The organism is Streptomyces composti, from assembly GCF_012034205.1.
GTDB lineage: Bacteria > Actinomycetota > Actinomycetes > Streptomycetales > Streptomycetaceae > Streptomyces > Streptomyces composti.
This window is the reverse complement of sequence record NZ_JAATEM010000009.1, coordinates 61,492-88,485: the sequence shown is the minus strand read 5'-3', so window position 1 is coordinate 88,485 and position 26,994 is coordinate 61,492. Positions and strand designations below refer to the sequence as shown.

The 26,994-nt window shown below is 73.5% G+C and carries 27 protein-coding genes and 2 pseudogenes; 15 read left to right on the top strand and 14 right to left on the bottom strand.

The genetic code is table 11. The features are described from left to right. Positions 1 to 3: 3 nt before the first annotated feature. Both HCJ93_RS30130 and zapE read right to left on the bottom strand, forming a co-directional pair. Positions 4 to 762: pseudogene (locus tag HCJ93_RS30130) on the bottom strand (slipin family protein); the annotation flags it as partial. Between the two features lie 166 nt (positions 763 to 928). Continuing rightward, positions 929 to 2,083, bottom strand: coding sequence for a cell division protein ZapE (gene zapE, locus HCJ93_RS09425; RefSeq protein ID WP_206317156.1), 1,155 nt, complete (start codon positions 2,081 to 2,083; stop codon positions 929 to 931). Here zapE and HCJ93_RS09420 point away from each other — a divergent pair. The 4 genes from HCJ93_RS09420 to msrB all read left to right on the top strand — a co-directional run bounded on the left by HCJ93_RS09420 (position 2,082) and on the right by msrB (position 5,501). Continuing rightward, positions 2,082 to 2,861, top strand: a complete 780-nt coding sequence (locus HCJ93_RS09420) for a pyrimidine reductase family protein (protein WP_167992969.1) — start codon at positions 2,082 to 2,084, stop codon at positions 2,859 to 2,861. The two genes, zapE and HCJ93_RS09420, sit on opposite strands and share 2 nt — an antisense overlap. 268 nt (positions 2,862 to 3,129) lie before the next feature. Further along, a complete protein-coding gene (locus HCJ93_RS09415) occupies positions 3,130 to 3,603 on the top strand; it encodes a putative universal stress family protein (RefSeq protein ID WP_309141355.1) in 474 nt (157 codons plus the stop codon). A gap of 72 nt (positions 3,604 to 3,675) precedes the next feature. Beyond that, the gene (murC, locus tag HCJ93_RS09410) at positions 3,676 to 5,088 is read left to right on the top strand and encodes a UDP-N-acetylmuramate--L-alanine ligase (protein WP_167992967.1); all 1,413 of its coding nucleotides are present in this window, start codon (positions 3,676 to 3,678) and stop codon (positions 5,086 to 5,088) included. A gap of 5 nt (positions 5,089 to 5,093) precedes the next feature. After that, entirely contained in the window at positions 5,094 to 5,501 is a 408-nt protein-coding gene (gene msrB / locus HCJ93_RS09405; RefSeq protein WP_167992965.1) for a peptide-methionine (R)-S-oxide reductase MsrB, read from the top strand. A 156-nt stretch (positions 5,502 to 5,657) separates the two neighbouring features. On the opposite strand, the gene HCJ93_RS09400 is transcribed toward msrB, so the two are convergent. After that, the gene (locus tag HCJ93_RS09400; RefSeq protein ID WP_373563569.1) at positions 5,658 to 7,052 is read right to left on the bottom strand and encodes a hypothetical protein; all 1,395 of its coding nucleotides are present in this window, start codon (positions 7,050 to 7,052) and stop codon (positions 5,658 to 5,660) included. Positions 7,053 to 7,165: 113 nt separating this feature from the next. On the opposite strand from HCJ93_RS09400, the gene HCJ93_RS09395 reads away from it, so the two are divergent. Together HCJ93_RS09395 and HCJ93_RS09390 are read left to right on the top strand one after the other, a co-directional pair. Continuing rightward, positions 7,166 to 8,398, top strand: coding sequence for a molybdopterin-dependent oxidoreductase (locus HCJ93_RS09395; protein WP_167992964.1), 1,233 nt, complete (start codon positions 7,166 to 7,168; stop codon positions 8,396 to 8,398). 80 nt (positions 8,399 to 8,478) lie between these two features. Next, complete coding sequence (locus tag HCJ93_RS09390) at positions 8,479 to 8,913, top strand: hypothetical protein (RefSeq protein WP_167992962.1); 435 nt, start codon at positions 8,479 to 8,481, stop codon at positions 8,911 to 8,913. A gap of 19 nt (positions 8,914 to 8,932) precedes the next feature. Here the strand turns inward: HCJ93_RS09390 and HCJ93_RS09385 are convergent, their stop codons facing one another. From HCJ93_RS09385 to HCJ93_RS09375, 4 genes are all read right to left on the bottom strand, one after another. Next, a complete protein-coding gene (locus tag HCJ93_RS09385; protein ID WP_167992960.1) occupies positions 8,933 to 9,706 on the bottom strand; it encodes a hypothetical protein in 774 nt (257 codons plus the stop codon). A 213-nt stretch (positions 9,707 to 9,919) separates the two neighbouring features. Beyond that, complete coding sequence (locus tag HCJ93_RS09380) at positions 9,920 to 10,606, bottom strand: class I SAM-dependent methyltransferase (RefSeq protein ID WP_309141360.1); 687 nt, start codon at positions 10,604 to 10,606, stop codon at positions 9,920 to 9,922. A gap of 53 nt (positions 10,607 to 10,659) precedes the next feature. Next, on the bottom strand, positions 10,660 to 11,304 hold the full coding sequence (locus HCJ93_RS29365) for a TIGR04282 family arsenosugar biosynthesis glycosyltransferase (RefSeq protein ID WP_309141354.1): 645 nt from the start codon (positions 11,302 to 11,304) through the stop codon (positions 10,660 to 10,662). After that, positions 11,301 to 11,993, bottom strand: coding sequence for a glycosyltransferase family 2 protein (locus HCJ93_RS09375; protein ID WP_167993126.1), 693 nt, complete (start codon positions 11,991 to 11,993; stop codon positions 11,301 to 11,303). The genes HCJ93_RS29365 and HCJ93_RS09375 overlap by 4 nt, the downstream gene beginning before the upstream one ends. 205 nt (positions 11,994 to 12,198) lie before the next feature. Between HCJ93_RS09375 and HCJ93_RS09370 the strand changes: the two genes are divergently transcribed. Both HCJ93_RS09370 and HCJ93_RS09365 read left to right on the top strand, forming a co-directional pair. Then, entirely contained in the window at positions 12,199 to 12,990 is a 792-nt protein-coding gene (locus tag HCJ93_RS09370; RefSeq protein ID WP_167992959.1) for a response regulator transcription factor, read from the top strand. 6 nt (positions 12,991 to 12,996) lie between these two features. Continuing rightward, a complete protein-coding gene (locus HCJ93_RS09365) occupies positions 12,997 to 14,109 on the top strand; it encodes a sensor histidine kinase (protein ID WP_167992957.1) in 1,113 nt (370 codons plus the stop codon). Between the two features lie 24 nt (positions 14,110 to 14,133). On the opposite strand, the gene HCJ93_RS09360 is transcribed toward HCJ93_RS09365, so the two are convergent. Further along, positions 14,134 to 15,141 carry an NAD-dependent epimerase/dehydratase family protein gene (locus tag HCJ93_RS09360; RefSeq protein WP_167992955.1) on the bottom strand — a complete coding sequence of 336 codons (1,008 nt, stop codon included), beginning with the start codon at positions 15,139 to 15,141 and terminating at the stop codon, positions 14,134 to 14,136. Between the two features lie 260 nt (positions 15,142 to 15,401). Between HCJ93_RS09360 and HCJ93_RS09355 the strand changes: the two genes are divergently transcribed. The 4 genes from HCJ93_RS09355 to HCJ93_RS09340 are packed head-to-tail and all read left to right on the top strand — an operon-like array spanning position 15,402 to position 18,971. Beyond that, positions 15,402 to 16,589 carry an ABC transporter ATP-binding protein gene (locus HCJ93_RS09355; protein ID WP_167992954.1) on the top strand — a complete coding sequence of 396 codons (1,188 nt, stop codon included), beginning with the start codon at positions 15,402 to 15,404 and terminating at the stop codon, positions 16,587 to 16,589. Continuing rightward, on the top strand, positions 16,586 to 17,293 hold the full coding sequence (locus tag HCJ93_RS09350; protein ID WP_167992945.1) for an ABC transporter permease: 708 nt from the start codon (positions 16,586 to 16,588) through the stop codon (positions 17,291 to 17,293). The genes HCJ93_RS09355 and HCJ93_RS09350 overlap by 4 nt, the downstream gene beginning before the upstream one ends. Further along, positions 17,290 to 17,961 carry an ABC transporter permease gene (locus tag HCJ93_RS09345; RefSeq protein WP_167992944.1) on the top strand — a complete coding sequence of 224 codons (672 nt, stop codon included), beginning with the start codon at positions 17,290 to 17,292 and terminating at the stop codon, positions 17,959 to 17,961. The genes HCJ93_RS09350 and HCJ93_RS09345 overlap by 4 nt, the downstream gene beginning before the upstream one ends. A 47-nt stretch (positions 17,962 to 18,008) precedes the next feature. After that, positions 18,009 to 18,971, top strand: coding sequence for an ABC transporter substrate-binding protein (locus HCJ93_RS09340; RefSeq protein WP_167992942.1), 963 nt, complete (start codon positions 18,009 to 18,011; stop codon positions 18,969 to 18,971). 2 nt (positions 18,972 to 18,973) lie between these two features. Here the strand turns inward: HCJ93_RS09340 and HCJ93_RS09335 are convergent, their stop codons facing one another. The 5 genes from HCJ93_RS09335 to HCJ93_RS09315 form a co-directional block, all read right to left on the bottom strand. After that, entirely contained in the window at positions 18,974 to 19,549 is a 576-nt protein-coding gene (locus tag HCJ93_RS09335) for a GTP-binding protein (RefSeq protein WP_167992940.1), read from the bottom strand. Beyond that, positions 19,530 to 19,889 (bottom strand): DUF742 domain-containing protein, encoded by a 360-nt coding sequence (locus tag HCJ93_RS09330; RefSeq protein WP_167992938.1) that lies wholly within the window; start codon positions 19,887 to 19,889, stop codon positions 19,530 to 19,532. Before HCJ93_RS09330 ends, HCJ93_RS09335 begins: the two co-directional genes overlap by 20 nt. A 1-nt stretch (position 19,890) precedes the next feature. Then, positions 19,891 to 20,325: a roadblock/LC7 domain-containing protein gene (locus tag HCJ93_RS09325; RefSeq protein WP_167992936.1), complete on the bottom strand. Its 435-nt coding sequence runs from the start codon at positions 20,323 to 20,325 to the stop codon at positions 19,891 to 19,893. A 185-nt stretch (positions 20,326 to 20,510) separates the two neighbouring features. After that, on the bottom strand, positions 20,511 to 23,051 hold the full coding sequence (locus HCJ93_RS09320) for a sensor histidine kinase (protein ID WP_167992935.1): 2,541 nt from the start codon (positions 23,049 to 23,051) through the stop codon (positions 20,511 to 20,513). A gap of 72 nt (positions 23,052 to 23,123) precedes the next feature. Next, positions 23,124 to 24,125 carry a substrate-binding domain-containing protein gene (locus HCJ93_RS09315; RefSeq protein ID WP_167992933.1) on the bottom strand — a complete coding sequence of 334 codons (1,002 nt, stop codon included), beginning with the start codon at positions 24,123 to 24,125 and terminating at the stop codon, positions 23,124 to 23,126. A 170-nt stretch (positions 24,126 to 24,295) separates the two neighbouring features. Here HCJ93_RS09315 and HCJ93_RS30125 point away from each other — a divergent pair. Next, positions 24,296 to 24,745 (top strand): annotated as a pseudogene (locus HCJ93_RS30125) (response regulator transcription factor); the annotation flags it as partial. A 28-nt stretch (positions 24,746 to 24,773) separates the two neighbouring features. Here HCJ93_RS30125 and HCJ93_RS09305 read toward each other — a convergent pair. After that, positions 24,774 to 25,736 (bottom strand): lytic polysaccharide monooxygenase, encoded by a 963-nt coding sequence (locus HCJ93_RS09305; protein WP_167992931.1) that lies wholly within the window; start codon positions 25,734 to 25,736, stop codon positions 24,774 to 24,776. Between the two features lie 39 nt (positions 25,737 to 25,775). Here HCJ93_RS09305 and HCJ93_RS30120 point away from each other — a divergent pair, with 39 nt between their 5' ends. After that, positions 25,776 to 26,177 carry a proprotein convertase P-domain-containing protein gene (locus HCJ93_RS30120; RefSeq protein ID WP_373563568.1) on the top strand — a complete coding sequence of 134 codons (402 nt, stop codon included), beginning with the start codon at positions 25,776 to 25,778 and terminating at the stop codon, positions 26,175 to 26,177. A gap of 142 nt (positions 26,178 to 26,319) precedes the next feature. Beyond that, positions 26,320 to 26,967, top strand: coding sequence for a ScbR family autoregulator-binding transcription factor (locus HCJ93_RS09295; RefSeq protein ID WP_167992930.1), 648 nt, complete (start codon positions 26,320 to 26,322; stop codon positions 26,965 to 26,967). Positions 26,968 to 26,994 lie beyond the last annotated feature (27 nt).

Genomic DNA, 26,994 nt, shown 5'->3' with positions numbered 1-26,994 from the left:
CGGCTGGGCGGCGCGCTCCAGGAAGCGCAGCAGCTCCACCGGGAAGGGCAGCACCAGCGTGGAGTTCTTCTCCGCCGCGACCGCCACCACCGTCTGCAGCAGCCGCAGTTGCAGCGCCGAGGGCGTGTCGGCCATCCGCTGCGCGGCCTCCGCCAGCTTCTTCGACGCCTGCAGTTCGGCGTCGGCGTTGATGACCCGCGCGCGGCGCTCCCGGTCCGCCTCCGCCTGGCGGGCCATCGAGCGCTTCATGGTGTCGGGCAGGGAGACGTCCTTGATCTCGACCCGGTCGATCTGCACGCCCCAGCCCACGGCCGGGCTGTCGATCATCAGCTCCAGGCCCTGATTGAGCTTCTCCCGGTCGGACAGCAGATCGTCCAGGTCGCTCTTGCCGATGATGGACCGCAGCGAGGTCTGCGCCATCTGGGAGACCGCGAAGCGGTAGTCCTCGACATTGACCAGCGCCGCCGTCGCGTCGACGACCTTGAAGTACACCACCGCGTCGACCCGCACCGTCACGTTGTCGCGCGTGATGCCCTCCTGGGCCGGCACGGGCATGGTGACGATCTGGAGATTGACCTTGTGCAGCCGGTCGATGAACGGAACGATCAGCTGCAGTCCCGGCTTGCGGGCCGGTCCGTGCAGCCGGCCGAGCCGGAAGACCACGCCGCGCTCGTACTGCTTGACGACCCGCGCCGCCGCGGCGAGGTAGGCGATTCCCGCGGCTCCGGTCGCCACGGCCGCCGTGAGCAGCTCCTCCAGCATGGCGACCTCCCGTTCCAGAGGTCTTGCTCGGTGCGTTCTGGGTGATTGCCCTGCGGATACATGTTCCTCCGCTCCTGCAACCATATGCCCGGCCCCCGGTCCGGGGCCATGCCTCCTGCGCCCCGGACCGGGGGCCGCACGCGCCGCGTCCGGCGGGGGTCCGGGGTCACTCGCCCCCGGCGAGGCGGCCGGCGTCGCGGGCCAGCGCGGTGAGCCGCGAGATCGCCCGGAAGTACTTCTTGCGGTAGCCGCCCTTCAGCATCTCCTCGCTGAACAGCTGATCGAACGGCAGGCCCGAGGCGAGCACCGGGACCTCCCGGTCGTAGAGCCGGTCGGCCAGCACCACGAGCCGCAGCGCCGTCGACTGGTCGGGCACCGGGCGCACCCCGGTCAGGCACACCGCGCGGATGCCGTCGGTGAGCGCCCCGTAGCGGCTGGGGTGCACCTTCGCCAGGTGGTCCAGCAGGTCCGGGAACGCGTCCAGGGTGGCGCCCTCGGTGGCGTGCGCGACCTTGGCCACCACGTCGTCGGAATAGGGCGGCGGCGCCTCGGGCAGCCCGCGGTGGCGGTAGTCCTCGCCGTCGATGCGCAGCGTGCGGAAGTGGGCCGACAGGCCCTGGATCTCGCGCAGGAAGTCGGCGGCGGCGAAGCGGCCCTCGCCGAGCTTGCCCGGCAGGGTGTTGGAGGTGGCCGCCAGCGCCACGCCGTGGTCCACGAGCTTGCCGAGCAGGGTGGACACCAGCACGGTGTCACCGGGGTCGTCCAGCTCGAACTCGTCGATGCACAGCAGCCGGTGACCGGAGAGGGTCTGCACGGTCTGCTGGAAGCCGAGGGCGCCCACCAGGTTGGTCAGCTCCACGAAGGTGCCGAAGGCCTTGCGGCCCGGCTCGGCCTCGGTGGCGTGCCACAGGGAGGCGAGCAGGTGGGTCTTGCCGACGCCGTAGCCCCCGTCGAGGTAGACGCCGCGGGGGCCCGAGGGCGCGGCCCTCCTCGCCGTCCTGCCGAAGCCGAAGAGCCTGCGCCTGCCGGAGCCGCCGCCCGCCGGCGCGCCGAGTCCCGCCGCGAAGCCCTCGAGGACCCGGACCGCCTCGGCCTGGCTCGGCTGGTCCGGGTCCGGGATGTAGGTGCCGAAGCGCACCGCGTCGAACCGCGGCGGGGGCACCATCTCGGCGACGAGCCGGTCGGCGGGGACGTGCGGCTCGCGCGCGCACAGCGACAGCGGGGCCGCGTCCGCTATGGGGCCGGAGGCGGAGGAGGCGGGAGACGGGGAGGAGGACGACACGGTTCCCCATGCTACGGGGCATGGAACACTGCTCGGCATGCGACGCCTCTTCCCTGTGACCGACGAAACAGCAGCTCCGGCCGAGGACCGCGAGTGGAGCCTCGCCGAGCTGGCCGCCGCCTACGCCTACCCCGCGGCGGCGGCGGACGGGCGCGAGCCGTGGCTGCGGGCGAACATGGTCTCCACGCTGGACGGGGCCGCACAGCACGAGGGGCGGTCACAGCCGATCTCCTGCGCCGCCGACATGCGGATCTTCGGCACGCTGCGGGCGCTGGCGGACGTCGTGGTGGTGGGCGCGCAGACGGTGCGCCAGGAGGGGTACCGCCCGGCGCGGGCCCGCGCCGGGTTCGCGGCGGCGCGCGAGGCGGCCGGGCAGCCGCCGGCCCCGGCGATCGCGGTGGTGAGCGCGAGCCTCGACCTGGACTTCACCCTGCCCCTGTTCACCTCCCCGCTGGTGCCCACGCTGGTCCTCACCGGCGCCGGCGCCCCGCCCGAGCGGGTGGCCGCCGCCGAGAAGGCGGGCGCGCGGGTGGTCACCGCGGGCGAGGGCGGGGGAGTCGATCCCGCGCGCGCCGTGCGCGAGCTGGCCGGTCTCGGCTGCACCCGCCTGCTCACCGAGGGCGGCCCGAAACTGCTGGGCCAGTTCGTGGCCGCCGGCGTGCTGGACGAGCTCTGCCTGACCGTGTCCCCGATGCTCAGCGCGGGCACCGCCCAGCGCATCGCCGGCGGCCCCTCCGTCCCGGTGCCCCGGCGCTTCACCCTGACGTCGGTCCTGGAGCAGGACGGTTTCCTGTTCACGCGGTACAGCCGCGGCTGATCGATGCTCGCCCCGCTGCCGCCCCTGAGTCCTCGGATCTCCCCCGAGTCCCCGGGCGACGGTTTCGTCATGTCCCGCACAGGCCCGTACCTCCCCGCCGCGTCCGGAAACGGGTTCGATGGTTACCGCTGGTCCGGTAATCGGTGGAATCTTTCGTTCCGGTTAGCGGTGGGGCGGGCACACTGAATCCGGCCGTACCCGTGCGCATGCGGGGAAGGATGGTTTCCGCAGGGCCGTCCTCGGCCCGCGAAGGAGAAGGGGCGCCCTGGTGTTCACAAGCGTATTGATGATCGAGAAGGCCCTGACGTCCGCGGACGTGGAGTTCGTCACCACCCTCCACGGTGACGAGCCGGTCTCCTTCCACGTGCTGCTCCAGCCGCGCGGCAAGCAGGCGGACCGGCTGCTGCGGGCCATCGACGACGTGGCCCTCGGCGAGCTGGACGAGGCGGTGCGCGAGGGCGAGACGCCCGAGGGCGAGGACGCCAGGAGCGTCGGGCAGCGGGCCCTCGAGGTGTCCCTGCAGGCGCTGCGGGCCAGCGGGGACGAGGCCGAGGGGCGCCTGGTCGAGGACCATCCGCTGGACGCGCTGAAGGCCCTGGTCGAGGAGGTGGACGCGGACGAGGTCATCGTGCTGACCGACCCCCACTACGTGGAGGAGTTCTTCCACCGCGACTGGGCCTCCCGGGCCCGGCACAAGGTGGGGGTACCGGTGCTGAAACTCTTCTCCCACAGCAAGGCATAGGCTGGGGCCGCGCCCCGCCGCCAGGGGCGCGCACACCGTCGTCCCGCCCGTCGCACCACTGGGAGAACACGCATGGCACCCGGCCTTCCCACCGCCCTGGACCGACCGCACTTCATCGGCATCGGCGGCGCCGGAATGTCGGGCATCGCCAAGATCCTCGCCCAGCGCGGCGCCAAGGTGGCCGGCAGCGACGCCAAGGACTCCGCCACCGCCGAGGCGCTGCGCGCCCTCGGCGCCACCGTGCACATCGGCCACGCCGCCGAGCACCTCGCGGACGACGCCAGCTGCGTGGTGGTCTCCTCGGCGATCCGCGAGGACAACCCCGAGCTGCTGCGCGCCGCCGAGCTGGGCATCCCGGTGGTGCACCGCTCCGACGCCCTCGCCGCGCTGATGGAGGGGCTGCGCCCGATCGCCGTGGCCGGCACCCATGGCAAGACCACCACCACCTCCATGCTGGCGGTCTCCCTCACCGAGCTGGGCCTGAACCCCTCCTACGCCATCGGCGGCGACCTGGACGCCCCCGGCTCCAACGCCCTGCACGGCGAGGGCGACATCTTCGTCGCCGAGGCCGACGAGTCCGACCGCAGCTTCCACAAGTACGCGCCCGAGGTCGCGATCATCCTCAACGTGGAGCTGGACCACCACGCCAACTACGCCTCGATGGAGGAGATCCACGAGTCCTTCGAGACCTTCGTCGGCCGGATCGTGCCCGGCGGCACCCTGGTGATCTCGGCCGACCACGCGGGCGCGCGCGAGCTGACCCGGCGCCTGGACGGCTCGGTGCGGACGGTGACCTACGGCGAGTCCGCCGACGCCGACGTGCGGGTGCTCTCCGTCGTCCCGCAGGGGCTGAAGAGCGAGGTCACCGTCGAGCTGGACGGGGCTCCGCTCACCTTCACCGTCTCGGTGCCCGGACGCCACTACGCGCACAACGCCGTCGCCGCCCTCGCCGCCGGCGTGGCGCTCGGCATCCCCGCCGCCGAGCTGGCGCCCGCGCTCGCCGCCTACACCGGCGTGAAGCGGCGCCTGCAGCTCAAGGGCGAGGCCGCGGGCGTGCAGGTCGTCGACTCCTACGCCCACCACCCGACCGAGATGACCGCCGACCTGGAGGCCATGCGCGCCGCCGCCGGCGACTCCCGCATCCTCGTGGTCTTCCAGCCGCACCTGTTCTCCCGCACCCGGGAGCTCGGCACCGAGATGGGCCAGGCCCTGGCCCTCGCCGACGCCGCCGTGGTCCTCGACATCTACCCGGCCCGCGAGGACCCGATCCCCGGCGTCACCAGCGAGCTGATCATCGACGCGGCCCGTGCCGCCGGTGCCGACGTCACGCCCGTCCTCGACAAGGCCGAGGTGCCGTCGGTGGTCGCGGGAATGACCGGACCCGGTGATCTCGTTCTCACCATGGGCGCGGGCGATGTCACCGACCTCGGCCCGCGGATCCTGGACCGTCTGTCGAAGCAGCCGAAGCAGTCGAGTAGGGGTTGAGGCTCATGCCGTACGAGGTGGAGAAGCCGGACGAGCAGTGGCGCGCGGAGCTGACCCCCGCCGAGTACGCCGTACTGCGCGAGGCGGCCACCGAGCCCGCCTTCACGGGGGAGTACACCGACACCAAGACCAAGGGCGTCTACTCCTGCCGCGCCTGCGGTGCCGAGCTGTTCACCTCCGAGACCAAGTTCGAGTCGCACTGCGGATGGCCGTCCTTCTACGACCCGAAGGACTCCGACGCGGTGGAGCTGGTGGAGGACCGCTCGCACGGCATGGTGCGCACGGAGGTGCGCTGCGCCCGCTGCGGCTCGCACCTGGGCCATGTCTTCGAGGGTGAGGGATACCCGACCCCCACCGACCAGCGGTACTGCATCAACAGCATCTCGCTGCGGCTGCAGCCCGCCGAGGACTGAGACAGCCCGGCCGCCGGCTGAGACATCCCGGCAGGCTGCCCCCGCCCCGTGGCCTGCGCGTCTTTGCGCAGGGCCGGCCGGGCGGGGGCGGTGCGGCTCGCCCGCAGGTGGCGGCCACGGCCCGCCGGAGGACTCCGACGCCGGGCACCCGCTGCCTCACCACCCCGTCACCAGCAGATGGTTGAGCAGCAGCGCGAGCAGCGCCTGCCCGGCCAGCCACACCCGGGGGCCGGGCAGCAGGGCGCAGGCGGGCAGCAGCCAGAACGCGAACGGCAGCCAGATGCGTTCGGTCTCCGCCTTGCTCATGCCGGACAGATCCGCGATCAGCAGCGCGAGCAGGGCGGAGAGCACCAGCAGCGCCAGCCGCGCCGTGGCCGGGCCGGTGAGCCGCCCCCGGCGCGCGAGGAGCACACCGCCGCACCGGCGCAGCGCCGCCACGGAAGCCGGGCCGATGATCAGCACCGTGCAGGCGAAGTTCGCCCACACCCAGTAGCCGTACGGCCTGACCCCGCCGGCGCCCTGGTAGTAGCGGGTGACCAGCAGCCGGTACGCCTCCCACCAGTCGAAGCCCAGCGCCGTGAACAGCGCGGGGACCACCAGGAAACCCGCCGCCGCATACGGCAGCGGACGCAGCCGGTCCCGGCCCAGCAGCAGCACCGCCGCGCCGGGCACGGCGAACAGTGTCAGCCCGTAGGACAGATACACGGTCAGCCCGAACAGCAGTCCCGACGCCAGACCCGTCCAGCGCGGACGATGCCCGGTCACGGCGAGGGCGAGCAGTGCCACCGCCCAGGCGGTGACCGCCGTGAAGTACCCGTCGGCGGAGGTGCCCACCCACACCGCGGCCGGGGTCAGGACCAGGAACGGGGCGGCCCGCCGGGCCCAGGACTCGCCGGCCAGCGCGCGCACGGCGCACAGGATCGCCACGGCGGCGGTGGTGCCCACGGTGATGCAGAAGGCTCCCGCCCAGCCCCCGCCGCCGAGCCCCACCCGGTCCAGCAGCACGAAGGTGACGGTGGCGCCCGGCGGGTGACCGGCGACATGCGCGGGCCAGTTGTCCGGCGCGTCGATCAGGATGTGCGCGGTGAAGTCCCGCAGGGTGGCCGGGATGTCGCCGAAGCGGTCGATGGCCCGCAGATACTCATGACGGGTGGTCAGCTGTTCGGCGACGCCCCGGTGCCAGCCGTCGATCAGCGCGAGCGACCAGGTCCACGCCAGGGCGGCCGCCCACACCGCGGCCAGCAGGGGGCGCCAGGCCAGCCGCCGGGCGAGCGCCGGACCGTGCAGCACCACGGCCGCCGCGACCAGCACCGCCGCCGGTGTGCCGGGGCCGGTGTGCGGCTCCCAGTGGGCCAGCAGCGGCGGCCAGTTCACCCGCAGGGAGCCGTACCGGCGCTGGATCGACCAGCCGATCAGCGCCGCGGCGAGGACGAGCAGCGCGGCCGCGGCGACGGCGTACAGGTCGCGGCGGAGACCGGACGCCGGGCCACGGGGGCGAGCGGAGTCCTTCGTGCGGAGCGGAGCGGGGTCACGGCGGAGATCACGGTGCACGCCGTCACGCTAGGCCGGGCGGACGCCGGGACCGGGCCGCCGAGCGTGGACGTCAGCGTTTCGTCACCGGTCATGACCCTTCCGACGGGGGAGTGCGGACCTACGGTCGGTACATGGCTCGGTCCCTCCTCACCGCCCCGCGCTGGCGCAGCCCGCTGCGTGGCCCCCGGTTCACCGCCGTCCTCGGCACGGTGCTGCTCGCCGGGGTCACGGTCCTGTTCGTCACGGGCCTGGTGTCCTACGCCTCGTACAACCCGGACCTGGCACGGGTGAACGACAAGACCCCGGGCAAGGGGATCCTCGGCTTCTACCTCTTCTCCTGGCCCACCGACCCGCCCTGGCTGTACCGGCTCACCCAGGGCGTCCACGTCACCCTCGGGCTGACCCTGGTCCCGGTGCTGCTGGCCAAGCTGTGGTCGGTGCTGCCCCGGCTGTTCACCGTGCCCCCGGTCCGCTCGCTCAGCCACGCCCTGGAACGCCTGTCGCTGCTGCTCCTGGTCGGCGGCGCGCTGTTCCAGTTCGCCACCGGCATCCTCAACGTCCAGCTCGACTACGTCTTCCCCGGCTCCTTCTACCCGCTGCACTTCTACGGCGCCTGGGTCTTCTTCGGCGCCTTCCTCGCCCATGTGGTGCTGAAGATGCCGGTGGCGCTGCGCAATCTGCGCGCCATGCGCCGGCGCGAGCCGGAGGAGCCCGGCGACCTGGTCGTCCCGGACCCCGGCGCGCCGACCCTCACCCGGCGGGGAGCGTTCGGTCTCGTGGGCGGCGCCTCGCTGCTGCTGTTCGCCACCTCCGCAGGGCGCAGCTTCGACGGGCCGCTGAGGCAGACCGCCGTGCTCACCCCGCACGGCGGACCCGAACCCGGCACCGGACCCAACGGGTTCCAGATCAACAAGACGGCCGCCTACGCGGGGATCCGTCCCGCCGAGACCACCGCCGAGGCCTGGCGGCTGGCCGTCACCGGGCGCTCCGGCACCGTCCGGCTCAGCCGCGCCGAGCTGCTGGACCTGCCCCAGCACAGCGCGGCGCTGCCCATCGCCTGCGTGGAGGGCTGGTCGACCAGCGACCAGTGGTGGCGGGGCGTGCGGCTGCGCGACCTCGCGGCACTGGTCGGCGAGGAGGAGCCGACCGATGTGCTCGTGGAGTCGCTGCAGCGCCGGGGCGCCTTCCGCAAGGCGGCGCTGCGCGCCAACCAGGTCGCCGACCCGCGCTCCCTGCTCGCCCTCGCCGTGAACGGCGAGGACCTCAGCCCCGATCACGGCCATCCGGCGCGGATCATCGTCCCCGCGGCCCCCGGAGTACTCAACACCAAGTGGGTGGCCCGCCTGACCTTCGGAAGGCTGTGAGGACAGTGGCACGCACCCGGCGGCCCCGCCGCTCCCCCCGGTTTCCTCGTCCTCCTCGCGTCCCACGCCTCCCCCGCCCGGTGCTCGGCAGCCCTTTCCCTCTGCTGGTGCTGCTCTGCTCGTTCGCCCTGTGCGGGTACGCGGGGGTTCGGCTGCTGGAGGGCGACTGGCTGCTCGTCGTGCTGTGGTTCGCCGGGGCGGCCGTGCTGCACGACCTGGTGCTGGCCCCCCTGTACCTGGCGGCCGACCGGGCGCTGCTGGCGACCGCGGGGCCGCGCCGGAGGTGGGTGAACCATGTGCGGGTGCCGGCCGTGCTCTCCGGGCTGCTGCTCCTCGTCTGGTTCCCGCTGATCACCGGCAGGGTGTCGGAGCGCTACGTCCGGGTCACCGCGCTGTCCGCCGACGGATACGCGGCCCGCTGGCTCCTCCTCACGGCCGCCCTCTTCGGCGGCTCCGCGCTGCTGTACGCGGTACGGGTGCGCAGGGGTCGGCGCCGGCCGCCGGATCCGGGCTGACGGGGCGGCGCCGTGCCGTTCACCGCCCGGTCTCCCGGGGCGGCGGGAACTCGCGCACCAGGCCGCCGCCCCGGGGCTCGTAGCACGACATGCCGGCGTTCCAGCCGAAGCCGGTGAGCAGCGAGTGGAGCTCCTCCCACCGCTCCGGCTCGACCTGTCCCGAGAAGCGGATGAGGCCGCGCCCGGAGAGCGTGCCGAGCCGGGCCCAGCCGGTGGAGAAGGCCAGCTCACCGGAGAACTGCTCGGACGGGCCGGTCTCCCAGCCCGCCCCGGACAGCGCGGCGGCGAACTCCGCCGGCGTGGGTCGCAGGACGCCGTCGCGCGCATCGGCCTCCGGATGGACGGCCCCGTAGACGTTGGGAAGCCCGTCGAGCTTCTCGCGCAGCCAGTCGGGGATGTTCTCCTCGGTGCGGGGGAAGCAGGCCAGGTCCCGGGCGTAGCTCTCGGGCGTGAAGGAGCGCGTGTCCGGCTCGTTGTCGTAGTCGTAGCGGACCGTGTACTTCTCCGGGGTCAGCGTGTAGACCAGCGTGAACCAGGTGCCTCTGCCCTCGGAGTACATGCCCTGGCGCAGCCGCCGGCACAGCTCGGTGATGCCCCGCGGGACGCCCGCGGCGACGAGGCTGCTGCCGTCCGCGGCCGTGACGGACAGGGACGCCATCGAACCGCCGACGGCCAGCTCGGCCCACCGGAGGGTCGCCGTCGCCCAGCCGTCGGGGAGACTGCCGCCGAGCACACCGCCGAGCTCGGCGCATATCTCGGCCTGTTCAACGGCGTTCAGGGCGTGGGGGACCACGGTGTCACCTTCCTCGCGGGGATCAAGGGCTCTCTGCTCGGACGCATGGCACGACCATCCGGTTGCGGGAGGGCGGCCGCTCGGATCCGGGCCGTGGCCGGCCTTGCCCCGGTGAGGCGCTGCCCCGGCGGTGAGTACGAGCAGTGCGAGGAGCACGGGGAGTGCGCGGAAGGGGGCGCGCGGAGCGGGCGGGCGGTGTGTGCGCCGAGCCGGTCAGCGCCGTGTGGTCTCGGGGCCGGTGCGCAGGGCCACGAAGCTGCGCCCGCCGAGACTCCAGTCGGCCTCGGTGCGCCAGCCCGCCTCGCCCGCGTACCTCAGCAGTGCGGCGGTGCCGAGACGGGCCCAGGGAAACGGGCTGCCGGGAGTGCCGCGGGCGCCGGTGACCTGGACGGTGACCCGCTCGTCGACGTCCGGGAGCGGAGCCGTCTCGGCGAGCAGCAGCCCGCCGGGCGCGAGCAGCCGGGCCAGCCGGGCGAGCAGGGCGGACGGGTCGCCGCCGATGCCGATGTTCCCGTCCAGGAGCAGGGCGGTGCCCCAGCGGCCGGTGCCGGGCAGCGGATCGAACACCGAGCCGCGCAGGGCCCGTCCGCCGCGCCGCACGGCACGGGCGACCGCGGCCTCGCTGACGTCGATGCCCAGAGCCGGCCGGTCCCGGGCGGCCAGTGCCGTCAGCAGCCGCCCGGGGCCGCACCCGACATCGAGCACGGCGCCCTCGCAGCGCCGCAGCACCTCCAGGTCGGCGTCGTCGGCCTCCGCGCACCACCGCTCGACCTCCAGCGGCAGCAGCCAGCCGTCCGTCCGCCGCAGGAACAGCGGCCCCCGCCCCGTGCGCAGGGCCTCGGCGTAGGGGTCGGCCGACCAGGCCCGCACCGCCGCCCCCAGCGACCCCGCCGTCCGCACCGCCTCCGCGCCTCCCGGCGCGGGGCCGCGCCGCGCGCCGACGCGTATGGCCCTCACCGGCGGATCGCCGTCAGGTCGGCCAGACGGGCGGCGAAGCGGCTGCCGGGCGCCGCCTCGGCGACCACCACCGCGTCCTGGGCGGTGTCCACGTCCCGGAGCACCGGCAGGTCCCGTACCCGCAGATGGGCGAGGCGGCGGCGCTGGGCGGCGCCGGTGTGCGGGGTGGACATCGGGACGCCGCGCAGCAGGGCCGGGTCGGGCTCGGCCAGGCCCAGCGCCCAGAAGCCGCCGTCCTCGGCGGGCCCGAACCAGGCGTCGCAGCCGGCGAAGTCGACGGTGAGCAGCCCGGGGGTGACCTGCGGGGTGTCCATCCCGATCAGCAGGGCCGGCCCGTCGCACCGCGCGAACGCGCCGGCCAGCCGTTCGTCGAGTCCGCCCGCGCACTGCGGTGCGACCTCGAAGCCGGCCGGCAGCCACGGGCCGGGCGCCCCGTCCAGCACCAGCAGCCGGCGGCGGGCCGGGGTGCGGGCCACCGCGTCCAGGGTGTCGGCGAGCGCCGCCCGGGCCAGGGCCGACGCCTCCTCGGGGGTGAAGGGCGGGGTCAGCCTGGTCTTCACCCGGCCCGGCCGCGGCTCCTTGGCGACGACCACCAGCGTCACCTCGCTCGCCGCGGGCTCGCACGTCGTTCCGCTCGTCACCGGCTCACGTCCTCTCGCGCGTCCTCTCCCGCGTGCTCGCGCGGCGGCTCGCGCAGCACGCGGCTCATGTCCCGTACCGCCTGCCAGGTGCCGCGCCAGGTGCCGGTCACCTTGGACGTGCCGGTGCGGGGCCGGTACGGCACGTCGTGCTCGGCGACCCGCCAGCCCGCGTCGGCGGCGCGCACCACCATCTGCAGCGGATAGCCGCTGCGCCGGTCGGTCAGCTCCAGGCCGAGCAGCGCCTCGCGCCGGGCCGCCCGCAGCGGGCCGAGGTCGTGCAGCCGCAGCCCGGTGCGGCGGCGCAGCAGCCGGGTGAGGGCGAGGTTGCCCACGCGGGCGTGCAGCGGCCAGGCGCGGCGCGCCCGCGGCCGGCGCCGGCCCAGCACCAGGTCGGCCTCCCCGGAGCGGACCTCCGCCACGAACGGCACCAGATCGGCCGGGTCGAGCGAGGCGTCGCAGTCGCAGAAGCAGACGATCCCGGCGGTCGCGGCGGTGAGCCCGGCGTGGCAGGCGGCGCCGAATCCGCGCCGTTCCTCGCGGACCACGGTGGCGCCGAGCGAGCGGGCGATGCGGTCCGAGCCGTCGCGGGAGCCGTTGTCCACGACGATCGCGCGCCAGCCGGGCGGAACGCGCCGAAGCACCCACGGCAGCGCCTCCGCCTCGTCGAGACAGGGGAGCACCACATCCACGGCATCCGCCGGATCCGCGCCGCTCGCGCCGCCGCCGGGCGCCCTGCGAGGCTTCGGACCGGGCGTCTCGGGCCCGCTCAAGGAGTTGATCACGGCACCCACTCTACGAAGACGAAGCGGACAAACCGGACTTCGGCTCCTTACGGAACGCGGACGTCGGCGCCCGGCGGCGGCGCTTTCGCGCGCGCGGTGCGAGGCTGGCCGCATGGAGCAGCAACAAGACCCCGGGCAGGCCAGGGCGCGGGTCCTGATCGTCGACGACGACCCCACCGTCGCGGAAATCGTCTCGGGCTACCTGGACCGTGCCGGCTACGACGTCGATCATGCGGGCGACGGCCCGGACGCCCTGGCCCGCGCCGCCGCGCACCGGCCCGACCTCGTCGTGCTCGATCTGATGCTGCCCGGCATGGACGGCCTCGAGGTGTGCCGCCGGATCCGCGGCCGGGGGCCGGTGCCGGTGATCATGCTGACCGCGCGCGGCGACGAGGACGACCGCATCCTCGGCCTCGAGGTCGGCGCCGACGACTACGTCACCAAACCGTTCAGCCCGCGCGAGCTGGTGCTCCGGGTGGAGTCCGTGCTGCGCCGCGCCCGCCCGGCGCCGCCGTCGGCCGCCGTGCTGCGCGCGGCCGGCCTCGCGGTCGACCCGGTCGCCCGCCGCGCCCACAAGAACGGCACCGAACTCGCCCTCACCATCCGGGAGTTCGACCTCCTCGCCTTCTTCCTGAGGCATCCCGGGCGGGCGTTCACCCGCGAGGAGCTGATGCACCAGGTCTGGGGCTGGGACTTCGGCGACCTGTCCACCGTCACCGTCCATGTCCGGCGGCTGCGCGGCAAGATCGAGGACGACCCGGCCCGGCCCCGGCTGATCCAGACGGTCTGGGGCGTCGGGTACCGCTTCGACACCGCGGACACCCACGGCACCGGCACACCGGACGCGACGCCGCCCGACGCGCGGACAGCCGACGCGCGGGCATCCGACGCGGGGGAAGGCTGACCGGCCGTGCGCGACACGCTCCTCATCGCCCTGTTCGCCTTCGCCGGCGCCGCCGCGGCCGGACTGCTCGGCGCCTGTGTCCTGCTGCTCATCCGCCGCAGGTCGCTGACCGCGCACCTCACGGTGGTCGCCGCCGTCGCGGTGACCGCGATGCTCGCCGGCACCCTGGCCGTCGCCCAGGCGATGTTCCTCTCCCCGCACGACCTCACCGTGGTCACCACGGTCGTGGCCATGGCCGCCGTGGTGTCCCTGGCGACCGCCCTGCTGCTGGGACGCTGGGTCGTCGCCCGCAGCCGGGACCTGGCCCTTGCGGCCCGCTCCTTCGGCGACGGCGGCGACTTCTCGGCACCGGACGGCCCAGCGACCGCGGAACTCGCCGCCCTCAGCCGGGAGCTGGAGTCCACCAGCCGCAAGCTCGCCGAGTCGCGCGACCGGGAACGCGCCCTGGAGACCTCACGCCGCGAACTGGTCGCCTGGATCTCCCACGACCTGCGCACGCCGCTCGCCGGGCTGCGGGCCATGGCCGAGGCGCTGGAGGACGGCGTCGCCGCCGACCCCGACCGCTACCTCAAGCAGATCCGCACCGAGGTGGAACGCCTCAACGACATGGTCGGCGACCTCTTCGAACTCTCCCGCATCCACGCCGGCACGCTCACGCTCTCGCTCTCCCGCATGTCCCTCTACGACCTGGTCGGCGACGCCCTCGCCGGCGCCGACCCGCTCGCCCGCGAGCACGGCGTACGGCTGGTCGGCGACCGGGTGGAACCGGTGCCGGTGGAGGTGGACGGCCGCGAGATGAGCCGCGTCCTGGGCAACCTCCTGGTCAACGCCATCCGGCGCACGCCCGCCGACGGCACGGTCGCCGTCACCGCCGAACGCTCGGACTCCGGCGTGGTCCTGGCCGTCACCGACGGCTGCGGCGGCATCCCCGAGGAGGACCTGCCCCGCGTCTTCGACACCGGCTGGCGCGGCACCCACGCCCGCACCCCGCCGGCCGGCGCCGGACTGGGCCTCGCCATCGTCCGCGGCATCGTCGAGGCCCACCGCGGCACCGCCACCGTCCGCAACGTCACCGGCGGCTGCCGCTTCGAGGTCCGCCTCCCGGCGGCGGAGGCGTGACGGACCTCCCGCCCGTGCTGGACCTCAGAGCGACTCGCCGCGCGGCCCCGCCGCCGCGAACTCCCGCATCCCCTCCTCGAAGTCCACTTCCGGTTTCCAGCCCAGCTCGCCGCGCAGGCGGGTGGAGTCGGCGGTGATGTGTCGCACGTCGCCGAGGCGGTACTCGCCGGTGACCACCGGGTCGGGGCCGCCGCAGGCGGTGGCGAGGGCACGGGCCATCTCCGCGACCGTGCGCGGGGTGCCGCTGCCGGTGTTGTACGCGGTGAGGGTGCCGGGCGGCGGCGCGGCCTCCAGCGCGGCGACATTGGCCCGGGCGACGTCCCGTACGTGGACGAAGTCGCGGCGCTGGCGGCCGTCCTCGAAGACCCGCGGTGCCTCGCCGCGGGCCAGAGCCGAGCGGAAGAGGGACGCCACACCCGCGTAGGGGGTGTCGCGCGGCATCCGGGGGCCGTACACGTTGTGGTAGCGCAGGGACACCGCGGTGGCACCGGTGCTGCGGGCCCAGGCGGCGGCCAGGTGCTCCTGCGTCAGTTTGGTGGTGGCGTACACATTGCGCGGGTCGAGTCGGGCGTCCTCCGCGGTCAGCCCGGGTTCGAGTGCGGTGCCGCAGTGCGGGCAGCGGGGTTCGAAGCGGCCGGCGTCCAGGTCGGCGACCGAGCGCGGGCCGGGCCGTACGACGCCGTGCCGGGGACAGTCGTAGCGGCCCTCGCCGTACACCACCATCGAACCCGCCAGCACCAGCCGGCGCACGCCCGCCTCCGCCATGGCCGCGAGCAGCACCGCCGTGCCCAGGTCGTTGCGCGAGACGTAGTCCGGCGCGTCCCCGAAGCCGGTGCCGAGCCCCACCTTGGCGGCCTGGTGGCACACGGCGTCCACGCCGGACAGCGAGCGCCGCACCGCGTCCGGGTCGCGCACGTCGTCGGCCGGGTCGGAGCGGACGTCGAACACGGTCGCTTCGTGGCCGTGCGCCCGCAGCGCCTCGACCACATGGGATCCGATGAAGCCGGCACCGCCGGTGACCAGTACGCGCATGCGCCTACGCTAGGTCCGCGCACCCGCCCGGCGACGGGGCCACGCCCGGCACGTCACCGCCCCGTAAGAGTCCGTGAGGAGACTTCGCGGTCCGTGAGAGGACTTGGTGAAGGCACGGTGGCGAAGTCCGGGTCGCGGGGCCCGGACGTGCGACCTCGCCGTCCGGATCCCGGGGCGTCGTCTCAGGCGGCGTCTAGACTCGACCGGCACAGCGAGCGTGACCCGGCCAGTTTTCCGCCACCCGAAGGGCATTCGGCGTCTTGATACGGATCGATTCAGTCACAAAGCGGTACCCGGACGGCACGGTGGCGGTCGACCGGCTGTCGCTCGAGATCCCGGACCGCTCGATCACCGTCCTCGTCGGGCCCTCCGGCTGCGGCAAGACCACCACCCTGCGCATGATCAACCGGATGGTGGAACCCACCGAGGGCACCATTCTCCTCGACGGCCAGGACATCCAGCGCCGGCCGGTCACCGCGCTGCGCCGGTCCATGGGCTACGTCATCCAGAACGCCGGGCTGTTCCAGCACCGCACCATCGTCGACAACATCGCCACCGTGCCCCGCATGCTGGGCTGGGGCAAGCAGAAGTCCCGCGCACGGGCGGCCGAGCTGATGGAGCGGGTGGGGCTGGACAGCGCGCTGGCCAAGCGCTACCCGTACCAGCTCTCCGGCGGTCAGCAGCAGCGCGTCGGGGTGGCGCGGGCGCTCGCCGCCGACCCGCCGGTGCTGCTGATGGACGAGCCGTTCTCCGCCGTCGACCCCGTGGTGCGCAAGGGCCTCCAGGACGAACTGCTCCGGCTCCAGGACGAGCTGGGCAAGACGATCGTCTTCGTCACCCATGACATCGACGAGGCGATCAAGCTGGGCACCACGGTCGCCGTGCTGCGCGAGGGCGGCCGGCTCGCCCAGTACGCCCCGCCCGCCGAGCTGCTCTCCGCCCCCGCCGACGGCTTCGTGGAGGACTTCCTCGGCGCCGACCGGGGCATCCGCCGGCTCTCCTTCTTCTCCTCCGCGGCCCTGGAGCTGACCGTCGACCCGGTCATCACGGCGGACGCGGACGCCGGGCGCATCGCGGCCTCCGGCACCCCGCACCTGCTGGTGACCGACGCCGACGGCCGCCCCCTCGGCTGGGCCGAGCGTCGCGAGGCGGCCGCGGGGCCCGTCGACACCGAGCGGCTGCTGCCGCACGGCCGCCCCTTCGTGCCCGGCACCGACTCGCTGCGCGCCGCCCTGGACTGCGCCGTGCTCTCGCCCACCGGGTGGGCCGTCGCCGTGGACGGCACCGGCCGGGTGACCGGCGTGGTCTCGCAGGCGACCATCGCCGAGGCGATCCGCACCGCCCACACCCAGAGCCGTGCGGAGGCCGCCCGGCAGGCCGGGGAGACCGGCGAGCCCCGGGACGCGGACGCAGCCGACCGGGCGGACAAGGCCGAGGTCGCCCCGTGAACGGCTTCTTCGACATCCCCAGCGACCTCCAGCACAGCTGGCCCGGCCTGATCGGACTGCATGTGCGCGAGGCCCTGCTGCCGGTGGCCGCCGGACTGCTGCTCGCCCTGCCGCTCGCCCAGCTGTGCGTCCGCCTGCGCTGGCTGTACGCACCGGTGCTCGGCGTGACCACCGTCCTCTACGCCATCCCCTCCCTGGCCTTCTTCGTCGTCCTCATCGACTACACCGGCCAGACCGAACTCACCGTGATGATCCCGCTGGCCGTCTACAGCCTGGTGGTGCTGGTCCCGGCGATCGTCGACGCGGTGCGCTCGGTGCCGCAGGAGACGCTCGCCGCCGCGACCGCCATGGGCTTCGGCCCCGTACGCCGCTACCTCCAGGTGCAGCTGCCGATCGCCGCGCCCGCCGTCATCGCCGGCCTGAGGGTCGCCACCGCGTCCAGCATCTCCCTGGTCAGCGTGGGCGCCCTGATCGGCAACCAGGGCGCGCTGGGCAATCTGCTGGCCGCCGCGCAGAAGTACGACCGTCCCGAACTCGCCGTCAACTCCGTGCTGACCACGGCGGCCCTGGCCATCCTGTGCGACGCCCTGCTGGTGCTGCTGCGGCGGGTGCTCACCCCGTGGATGCCCCGCGGCTCGGGCGGCGGCCCCCGGGCAGCCGCCGCGGCCTCGCAACGGCCCGAGGCGGAGGTGGCGGCCCGGTGAACGTCCTCACCTTCGTCGACGCGTTCTTCAGCGACAGCGCCCACTGGCACGGCTACGACGGCATCCCGCAGCGCCTCCTGGAACACGTCCAGTACACCCTGCTCGCTCTCGCCCTGGCCGCCGCCATCGGCCTGCCCGCGGGCCTGCTCACCGGGCACACCGGCCGCGGCGGCAACGCCATCGCCTTCATCGCCACCGCCGCCCGCGCCCTGCCCAGCTTCGGCCTGCTGGTGCTGATCGTGGTCACCCTGGGCTTCGGACTGCTGCCGGTGATGATCCCGCTGGTGGTGCTCGCCGTCCCGCCGATCCTCGTCACCACCTACGAGGCGGTGCGCTCCGTCGACCCCGCACCGGTGGACGCCGCCCGCGGGATGGGGATGCACGAGTCACGCATCCTCTTCCAGGTCGAACTCCCGGTCGCACTGCCGCTGATCCTCAGCGGGCTGCGCTCGGCGGCCATCCAGATCGTCTCCACGGCCACCATCGCCGCCTACGTCTCCCTCGGAGGCCTGGGCCGCTACATCGTCGACGGCCTCTACCAGCGGGACTACGAGAAGGTGGTGGGCGGCGCCACGCTCGTCGCCCTCCTCGCGCTCGCCACCATCGCGGTGTTCTGGGCGGCCGGACGGCTGGCGGTCTCCCCCGGGGTGCGCAGGCACCGGACGTGACCAAAACGGCCTTGACTGATCGTGAAGCGGCTGGATTGGATCGGTGAATGACTTCTACCGCCAGCACGCACAGCACCCGGTCCAGGACGAGGCACACCGGCGCGGGGGCCGTCGCGCTCACCGCCGTGGCGGCGCTGCTCGCGGGCTGCGGCGGCTCCGGTGACACCTCCGACAACCCGCTCGCCGGAGAGAAGGCCGAGGCCGGCACCGTCGTCGTCGGCTCCAACAACTTCGCCGAGAGCACCCTGCTCGCCGACATCTACGGCGAGGCCCTCAAGGCCAAGGGCATCAAGGTCACCTACAAGCACAACATCGGCAGCCGTGAGACCACGTACGGCCTGATGAAGAACGGTTCCATCACCGTCCTGCCCGAGTACAACGGTTCGCTGCTCGCCTTCCTCGACCCCGAGGCGGAGCAGAAGTCCGCCGAGGAAGTGAACGCCGCGGTCAAGGCCAGGCTGGACAAGGGGCTGACGCTGCTTCAGTCCTCGCCCGCCGAGGACAAGGACTCGGTCAGCGTCAACGCCGAGACGGCGAAGAAGTACAAGCTCACCGCCTCCTCCACGCTCGCCGACCTCAAGGACGTGGCGCCCGAGCTGGTGATCGGCGGCTCGCCCGAGTTCCAGACCCGGCACCACGGGCTCAAGGGCCTGAAGTCCGTCTACGGCCTGGAGTTCGAGTCCTTCAAGGCGCTCGACGCGGGCGGACCGCTGACCCAGGCGGCCCTCACCCGCAACACCGTGCAGGCGGCGAACATCTTCACCACCGACCCGACCATCGTGAAGGAGAAGTTCGTCGTCCTGAAGGACCCGGAGAACCTCTTCGGCTTCGCCAACGTCACCCCGCTGGTCAGCAAGGAACTGCCGAAGGAGGGCGTGGACGCGCTCGACGCGGTGTCCGCGAAGCTCGACACCGAGACCCTGCTGAAGCTGGACGCGCAGGTGCAGCTGGAGAAGAAGGACCCGCTGGACGTGGCGAAGGCCTGGCTGAAGTCGGCCGGACTGGACTGACCTCACCGTCCCACGGGGGCGGCCTCGGCGATCAGCAGGTCGATCAGCGCGATCAGCACGTCCCGGCAGGACGCCCGCTCCCGGGCGTCGCACAGCAGCACCGGCACGGCCTCCGGCAGGGCCAGCGCCTCCCGGATGTCCTCCACCGGGTAGGGGTGCTCGCCGTGGAAACCGTTGGCCGCGACGACGAACGGGATGTCCCGGCGTTCGAAGAAGTCGATCGCGGCGAAGCTGGAGCGCGGGCGGCGCACGTCCACCAGCACCACCGCGCCCAGCGCGCCGAGCGCCAGGTCGTTCCACATGAACCAGAACCGCTGCTGGCCGGGCGTGCCGAACAGGTACAGCACCAGATCGTCCGCGATGGTGATGCGGCCGAAGTCCAGGGCGACGGTGGTCGACCGCTTCTGCTCGATGCCGTCCAGATCGTCGACGTCCAGGCCAGCCGTGGTGAGCGGCTCCTCGGTGCGCAGCGGGACGATCTCGCTGACCGAGCCGACCATGGTCGTCTTGCCCACGCCGAAGCCGCCCGCGATCAGGATCTTGACCGTGTCGGGGGCGTCAGAGCCGGCCAAGGCCATCCCTCACTTTCTGAAGCAGGTTCAGGTCCGGGGTCGTGCGGGTCACCGGGCACGGCGGACGGACGGTGATCCGGCCCGCCTCCAGCAGGTCGCAGAGCAGGATGACGACGACGCTCACCGGGAGGTCCAGGCGCGCGGCGAGTTCCGCCACCGCGACCGGCTCGGCGCACTGCCGCAGGATCCGGGTGTGCTCGGGCTGCGGCCGGGTGAGGGTCTCGGGCTGGGGGTCCACCGCCGTGACCGTCGTGATGAGGGTGAAGTCGGCGCGGCTCGGCCGGGTACGGCCACCCGTCAGGGTGAACGGCCGTACGAGCCTTCCCGCCGGGTCGCCTCCGCTCACCTCACACGCCGGAGTCGGCGCCGGGATCGGCGGCCGTGGCCCGCGGGGCCGCGCTGAGGTGCTCGCCGATCTTCTTCACCAGCATGTTCATCTGATACGCCACGACACCGACGTCCGCGCCGGGACCGGTGAGCACCACCAGATGGGCGCCGGGTCCTGCCGAGGTCAGGATCAGATAGCTGTTGGCCATCTCGATGAGCGCCTGACGCACCGGGCCGCCGCGGAAGTCCATGCTGACGCCCTTGCTGAGGCTCATCAGCCCGGAGGCGGTCGCCGCGAGCCGCTCCGCGTCGTCCCGCAGGAACCCGGTGGACTTGCTCACCACCAGCCCGTCCTCGGACAGCACCACGGCCTGATTCACGTCGGCGACCCGTTCCACGAGTCCGGTCAGCAGCTGGTCCAGCTTGGTGTTCGTGGCGGGGGCTGGTCGAGTCATGACGGTGTTCCTTACGGGGCGTCGGCGGGAGTCGGTCGGTTCTGGGACCGGCCCGTGGTGGTGGCCGGCCGCTGAGGATCCTGTCCGGTCGGGACAGTCACCGTGAAGTACGGATGCGGTGCGCCGTGTGCTCGGTGATCGCCGCCCGGCGGGCCGCGTGCGGCCCGGCGCCGGCTCAGCGGCGGTCAGCGGTCCACGGACGGCGGCGATGGCTCCGCGGGGGTGTCCGGGGGTGTTCTCGCCTCCCCGGGGGCCTGGGGTTTCGTCCCCGCGGCGGCGTCCTGAGGTGTCTGTGGTTCCGCGTCGGTCTCGGGCGCCTTTGCCGCCGCGCCGGCTCCGGTTGTCCGTGCCTCTGCGGCGGCCTCGAACTCCCGTGTCACCGCGGCGGTGCGCGCGCCGTCCTCCGGAGGTTTCGTCTCGCCGGCCGCCTCGCCCCGCGCCCGGAGCGTGCCGCGCTGGAAGCCGGCCAGCGAGGAGGCGGCGCGCTCCGCCGTGAACTCGTCGTCGTCGGGGGCGTCGGCCTCCGCGGCCGGCGGTGCGTCCTCGCGCAGTTCGGCCGCCAGGCTGGTCTGCGGCACCCGGCGCGGCAGTGGCGCGAGTCCGTCGGCGCGGGGCGACACCGGCGCGACGGCGGTGGCGGGCCGTACGGGGGCGTCCCGTACGCCCTCGCCGTCCGCGGCCGAGGCGGCGGACTCCCCGCCTGCGCCCGGTGTCCGCGCCGGGGCAGGGGTGCGGTCCTCCGCCGAGGCCACGGGCTTGTGCCGACCGCCCTCGCCCGCTCCGTCGGCTGCGGGGCCGCCGGTGTCCTGGACCACCACGTCGTGCGGGATCAGCACGATCGCCGTGGTCCCCCCGTACGGCGAGGCGCGCAGGGTGACCTGGATGCCGTGGCGATGGGCGAGCTGCGAGATGACGAACATGCCCAGCCGGAGGTCGTCGGCGAGGGCCACCACGTCGAACTTCGGCGGGCTCGCCAACTGGGCGTTGAGGGAGGCGTAGTCCTCCTCGGACATGCCGAGTCCGCGGTCCTCGACCTCCACGGCGAGGCCCTTGGCCACCATCGCCGCCCGCACCCCGACGGGGCTCGGCGCGGGGGAGTACACGGTCGCGTTGTCGATCAGCTCGGCGAGCAGATGGATGACGTCGGCCACCGCGGGCGGGGCCAGACAGACCTCCTCCTCGGTGTGCACCTCCACCCGCTGGTACTCGGCGACCTCCCCGACCGCGCTGCGCAGAATGTCGATCAGCGCGACCGGTTCGCTCCAGGTGCGTCCGGGGCGCTCGCCGCTGACCACCACCAGGTTCTCCTCGTATCGGCGCAACTGGCTGGCCGTGGAGTCCAGTTCGTACAGGTCCTTGAGGACCTCCGGGTCGGTGTGGCGGCGCTCCAGCGCGTCCAGCTTGCTGAGCTGGAGGTTGACCAGGTTCTGGCTCTGCCGCGCGATGCCCAGGATGATCTTCTGGAACCCGCGCCGGGTGTCGGCCAGTTCGACGGCGGTGTGCACGGCGGTGCGCTGGGCGGTGTTGAACGCCTGGGCCACCTGGCCCAGTTCGTCGTGACCGTAGTCCAGCGGGGTGGTGGCCGCTTCCGCGTCCACCTTCTCGCCCCGCTCCAGCCGTGCCACCACATCGGGCAGCCGTTCCTCGGCCAGGCTCAGCGTTGCCATCCGCAGGCCGCGCAGCCGCCGGGACAGCGAGCGGGTGATCCGCCAGGACATGCCGATGCACAGCAGCAGGGCGATCAGTCCGCCGGCGCTCAGCGAGGCGGCCGTCAGCAGCAGATGCCGCGCCTCGTCGGCGCTGCGGTCGAGCAGCCCGTCGGTCTGCTGCCGGATCAGCGTGCCGTACTGCGCGGACAGCTTCTCGAACGCCGCCTGCCAGCGCTTGCGTTCACCGGGCAGCTCGATGGCGCCGCCGCCGTCCTTGGCGCGCGCCGCCAGCACCTTGTCCTCGATCTCCTGCAGATCGCTCCACTGCGGGCTCTGCAGGATCCGCTCCGTCTGGGACTTCGCGCTGCCGCGCAGGGACGGCACGATCTGATCCTGGACCAGCCAGCGGCGGGTGTGCACCAGCTTGGTGAACTCGGTCCACTCCCGCTCCTCGAGCCGCCCGGTCCGCCAGGCCAGGGTGAGGATCGCGTCCTCCCGGGAGACCAGTTCCGCCGCGTGCTCCAGCGCGACGAGCGGACCGGCCTGCGAGGTCAGATCCCCGTCGTCGACCTGGGACAGCTCGTGGAAGGCGCTGATCTGGTCGTTGATGATCGACGTGTACTGGTCAAGAGCCTGCTCGGCGGTGATGTCGCCGGGGTCGTCCACCTGGCTGCGGTAGTACTCCAGGCTGCCCACCGAACCGAGCACCGAGTAGAGCCGGTCCGAGATGCGCCCCGGCGCCTCGGCGATCGCGTCCGCCTGCCCGACGAGCTTCTCCACCGCCTCGTCGGTCTTCTTCCGCTGTGCCTCCAGGGCGCTGCGGGAGCCCTCGGGGGAGGCCAGCCATGCGGCGGTCAGGCTCCTCTCCCGCTGCAGGGCGAGCGTCGCCTCGGTGCCCATGGCGCCCGTCGACCGGCTCAGTTCGGTCTGCGAGCGCAGCCGCAGCCCCTCCGAGAACATCTGGATCGTGGTCACGCTCCACATGGCGGCGAGGGTGACACCGGGCACCAGGGCCAGCAGGACCAGTGAGAGACGTATGGAGCCGAGGCGGCGGCGCCGGGCTGTCCGTGGAGCCATCGTCGTCCTTGGGCGGTCAGCGGGTGGGTGGGCAGAAGCAGGGCGGACGGGGGAGCCGTGGGCGGGTCGTCGTCAACGGGTCCCGCCGGCGGCGAATTCGGCGATCGAGGCGATGTTCTTCCTGGTGACGAACGCCGGCCCGGTGAGCACGGGAGCCACTCCGCCGCCGCTGATGTTGCCGTTGGTCCGGTACAGCCACAGCGCGTCCACGGCGAGATACCCCTGGAGATACGGCTGCTGGTCCACGGCGAACTGCACGTCGCCGTCGCGCACCGCGTCCACCATCTCCTCGTTGAGGTCGAACGTGGCGACCCGTGCGCTGCTGCCCGCCTCCTTCACCGCGTCGACGGAGGTGAGCGCGTACTGCGCTCCCAGGGTGACGACCTGGTCGATGGTCCGGTCCTGCCGCAGCCGGGCGGTGACGATGCCGGAGACGGCGCGCATGTCGGTGCCGTCCACATAGAGGTTCTCCGTCCGGCCGGAGAAGGTCTTCTTCACGCCGGCGCAGCGGGCCTCCAGGGCGACATTGCCGCGTTCGTGGACGACACACAGTGCGTGCCGGGCCTCGAGGCCGTTCAGCTTCTCGCCGACGGCCCGTCCCGCGACGCTCTCGTCCTGGCCGAAGAACTCCAGCAGACCAGCCGGTTTCCAGGCGTCGATGCCGGAGTTGAACCCGACCACGGGGATGCCCGCGGCGCGCGCCTCCCGCACCGGCCCGTTCATCGCCTGCGGTTTGGCCAGGGTCACGGCGATGCCGTCGACCTTGTCGCGGATCGCCTCGCGCACCAGCTCCGCCTGGCCCGTCGGGTCGGCGTCGGTCACGAACGTCAGGTCGATGTCGTCCTTCGCCGCCGCGGCCTCGGCGCCCTTGCGCACCAGGTCCCAGAAGGCGTCGCCCTCGCCTCCGTGCGCCACCACCGCGACCTTCATCCGCCCGGGGCCGCCCGTGCCGTCGTCGGGTTCGTCGTCGGAGGTGAACGCGGAGCAGCCGGCCGTCAGCACCACCAGGGCGGCCACCAGGGCCACGAGGCGGACGGACCGACCGGGACGGCGATACGACGGTGGAGCGTTCATGAGGGAGGGGACCTCGCGGTGCGGCCGATCTGGAGCAGGAGGAGAGCACCAGCGATCCGCGGGGTCGTGCGGGACCGGGGGGACTCTCGTCGAGCCCGGAGCCAACCGTGTGAGGCCCGTGGTCGTCAAGGGATCGACCACGGGAAGTGAGTTGCTGCTGCCGCATCGTGATGATCCGGAGCCGCCTGGGGCGCCCTGCGGCGTGCAGGACGGCGCGGTCCGGGAGCGCGGCGGAGGCGGGTGCGTCGCCGGGGCGCGCCCGCCCCGGCGGGCACGGTACGCAGGCGCCGCCGGGCTGTGGGGCGTTGTGGAGTGCCCGGGGCCGGGCTGCGGGGCGAGGTGCGGAACGGCGGGGCGGTACGGTACGGGCGCCCGGACCGCAGTCCGGGACGGGGAACGACGGTGACGGTGAGTCTGCCCGGCCGGTACGGGTGATCGTGGCGGACGACCACACCGTGGTCCGCCAGGGCAGCGTGGCCCCGCTCTCCCTGGAGCCCGGCATCAAGGCCGTGGGGGAGACCGAGGACGGCGCCTGTGTGGTCAGTGCGGCGACGGCGCTCCGGCCCGACGTCGCCCTGATGGATCTGCGCATGCCCGGGGGCGGCGGCATCGCCGCGACCCGCACCATCGGGTCACTGCCGGGACGGTTCAGCGCCGGCGCCGCCGCACCGCCAGTGCGCCGCCGCCGACGAGCAGCAGCACGGCCGCCGCACCTCCGGCGAGCGCGGGTGCGGACGGCCCGGACGCGGCCGTGGGGGCCGCCTTCACCGTCCCGGCGGGCGCGGCACCGCCGGCCGAGGGTGTCCCTCCGGAAGAGGCCGCACCCTCCTGTGGCGTGCCCGATGCCTCCGGTTCCCCCTCCCGTTCCTTCCCCTCCTCCCCTTCCTTCTCCTTCTTCTTCTCCTTCGCTCCTGCCGCCTCGGCACCCGGCTCCCGCCCGGGCCCCTGCCCCTCCTGCTCCTTCCGCTGCTGTTCCGTGAACACCACGTCGGAGCACGAGTAGTAAGTGTCGGGGGTGCTGCTGTTCTGCCAGACCGTGTACAGCACGTGACGACCTGTCCGGTCGGACGGCAGGGTGACGCGGAAGCGGTAGGCGCCCTTCGTCAACGGCGGGTCGGTCACCTCGGCGAACGGCTCGGCGGGCAGATCGGACCAGGTCAGCGGTCTGGCCGGATCGTAGCCCGGCTTGGTGAGGTACATCCGGAAGGTGCCCTCGTGGGGGATCGTGGAGACGTACCTCATCGGCAGCGCCTCGCCCGGCGACACCCGGGTGGCCGGCCAGTCGGCGCGCGGGAGGTCCAGGCCCCGGTAGGCGGGCAGGCCCCCGCTGCACAGCTTCCCGTCCGGGACGCGCTGCCGGTCGGCGCCGTTCACGTTCGGCACCCGGAGGTTGTCCCAGGCGGTGAAGGGCGCCCCGTTCGCGGCGACGGCCGCCCGGCACGCCGCCGACCTGGCCCGCTCCCCGCCCTCGGGCGAGCATGCCAGCACCCGGCTCACCGGGTCCGTCGGCGCCCCGTGCGCCCGTGCGGGTACCGCCGTCGTCAGGGGCAGCAGCAGCGGGGTCACCAGGGCGGCCGCGAGTGCCGCGCGGTGTGCGGTCGTCCGGGACATCCGTAACGCTCCTCGGGGAGGTGACGGCCGGGGGCGGCCGTGCGGGCCGGGACCGGTCCTGCGGGGCGGCTCCACCGCGCGGCTCGACCGGGCCGTGCCGGCGCCGGTCCGGCCGGCACCCGCGGTGGGGCCGGCCTCGCAGACCCGTTCCCCTCCCTGCAGTACGGAAGAACCACCCTGCGCGTTCACCCTGACCCCGGGGCGGGCACAGCGGCTCCATCCGGCCAACTGCCGGGGCTCTCAGGGGTGTCGAGGGCGCGGGTCGGCGTGGAGATCAGCCACACCCACCGCCGTGACCTCGTCATCGACCTGGTGGCCCCGGACGGTTCGGCGTACCGGCTGAAGTCGGCGAGCCGGTGCGGACGGAGCACCTGCCGACCCGCCTTCTCATGTCGCCGCCGGGGTGCCACAATCAGATACCGGACGTGCTGTTTTCTTTGAACGGCAGAACTACTTTTGCCGGTTGTGTGCCCGATCACGGTCCGATCTGTGTGATGAACGGGGTCTGACGGTGAGTTATTGTGTACGCACGGTAAAAACAAACGGCATGACCCGTTCCTTTCCCGGCACAGGAGTTCAGTCGATGGCGAGGCAGGTACGCGCCGAGCAGACCCGCGCGACGATCATCAGAGCCGCCGCCGACCTGTTCGACCGGCAGGGCTATGAATCGACCAGTCTCAGCGACATCGTCGAACACGCCCGGGTCACCAAGGGGGCGCTCTACTTCCACTTCGCGGCCAAGGAGGACCTGGCCCACGCCATCCTGGAACTGCAGTCCGCCACCTGCCGCCGACTGGCCCGGGACACCGAGATCCGCGGTCACACCTCGCTGGAGGCGCTGATGCGCCTCACCTTCGGCATAGCCCGCCTCTCCGCCGAGGACCCCGTGCTGCGGGCCGGCCTGCGTCTGGCCACCGGCGGCACCCGGCCCCGCCCGCCGCTGACCCATCCGTTCACCGAGTGGCTGGACATCGTCACCGCCCGGCTCGTCGGCGCGGTCAAGGAGGCCGACATCCACCCGGACGTCGATGTCGACGTCGTCGCCCACTCCCTGGTCTGCTTCTTCGTCGGCACCCGTGTCGTGGGCCGCTCCCGCGAACCGGTCGCCCGGCAGCCGCGCCGCACGGCGGAGATGTGGCATCTGCTGATACGCGGCCTGGTCCCGGTGACCCGCCGCGCCCGCTACCTCAGCCTGGCCGCCCGCCTGGAACGCGAAGTCGCGCCCGTGTGACCCGTCCGGCACGCGAAGAGCTTCCGG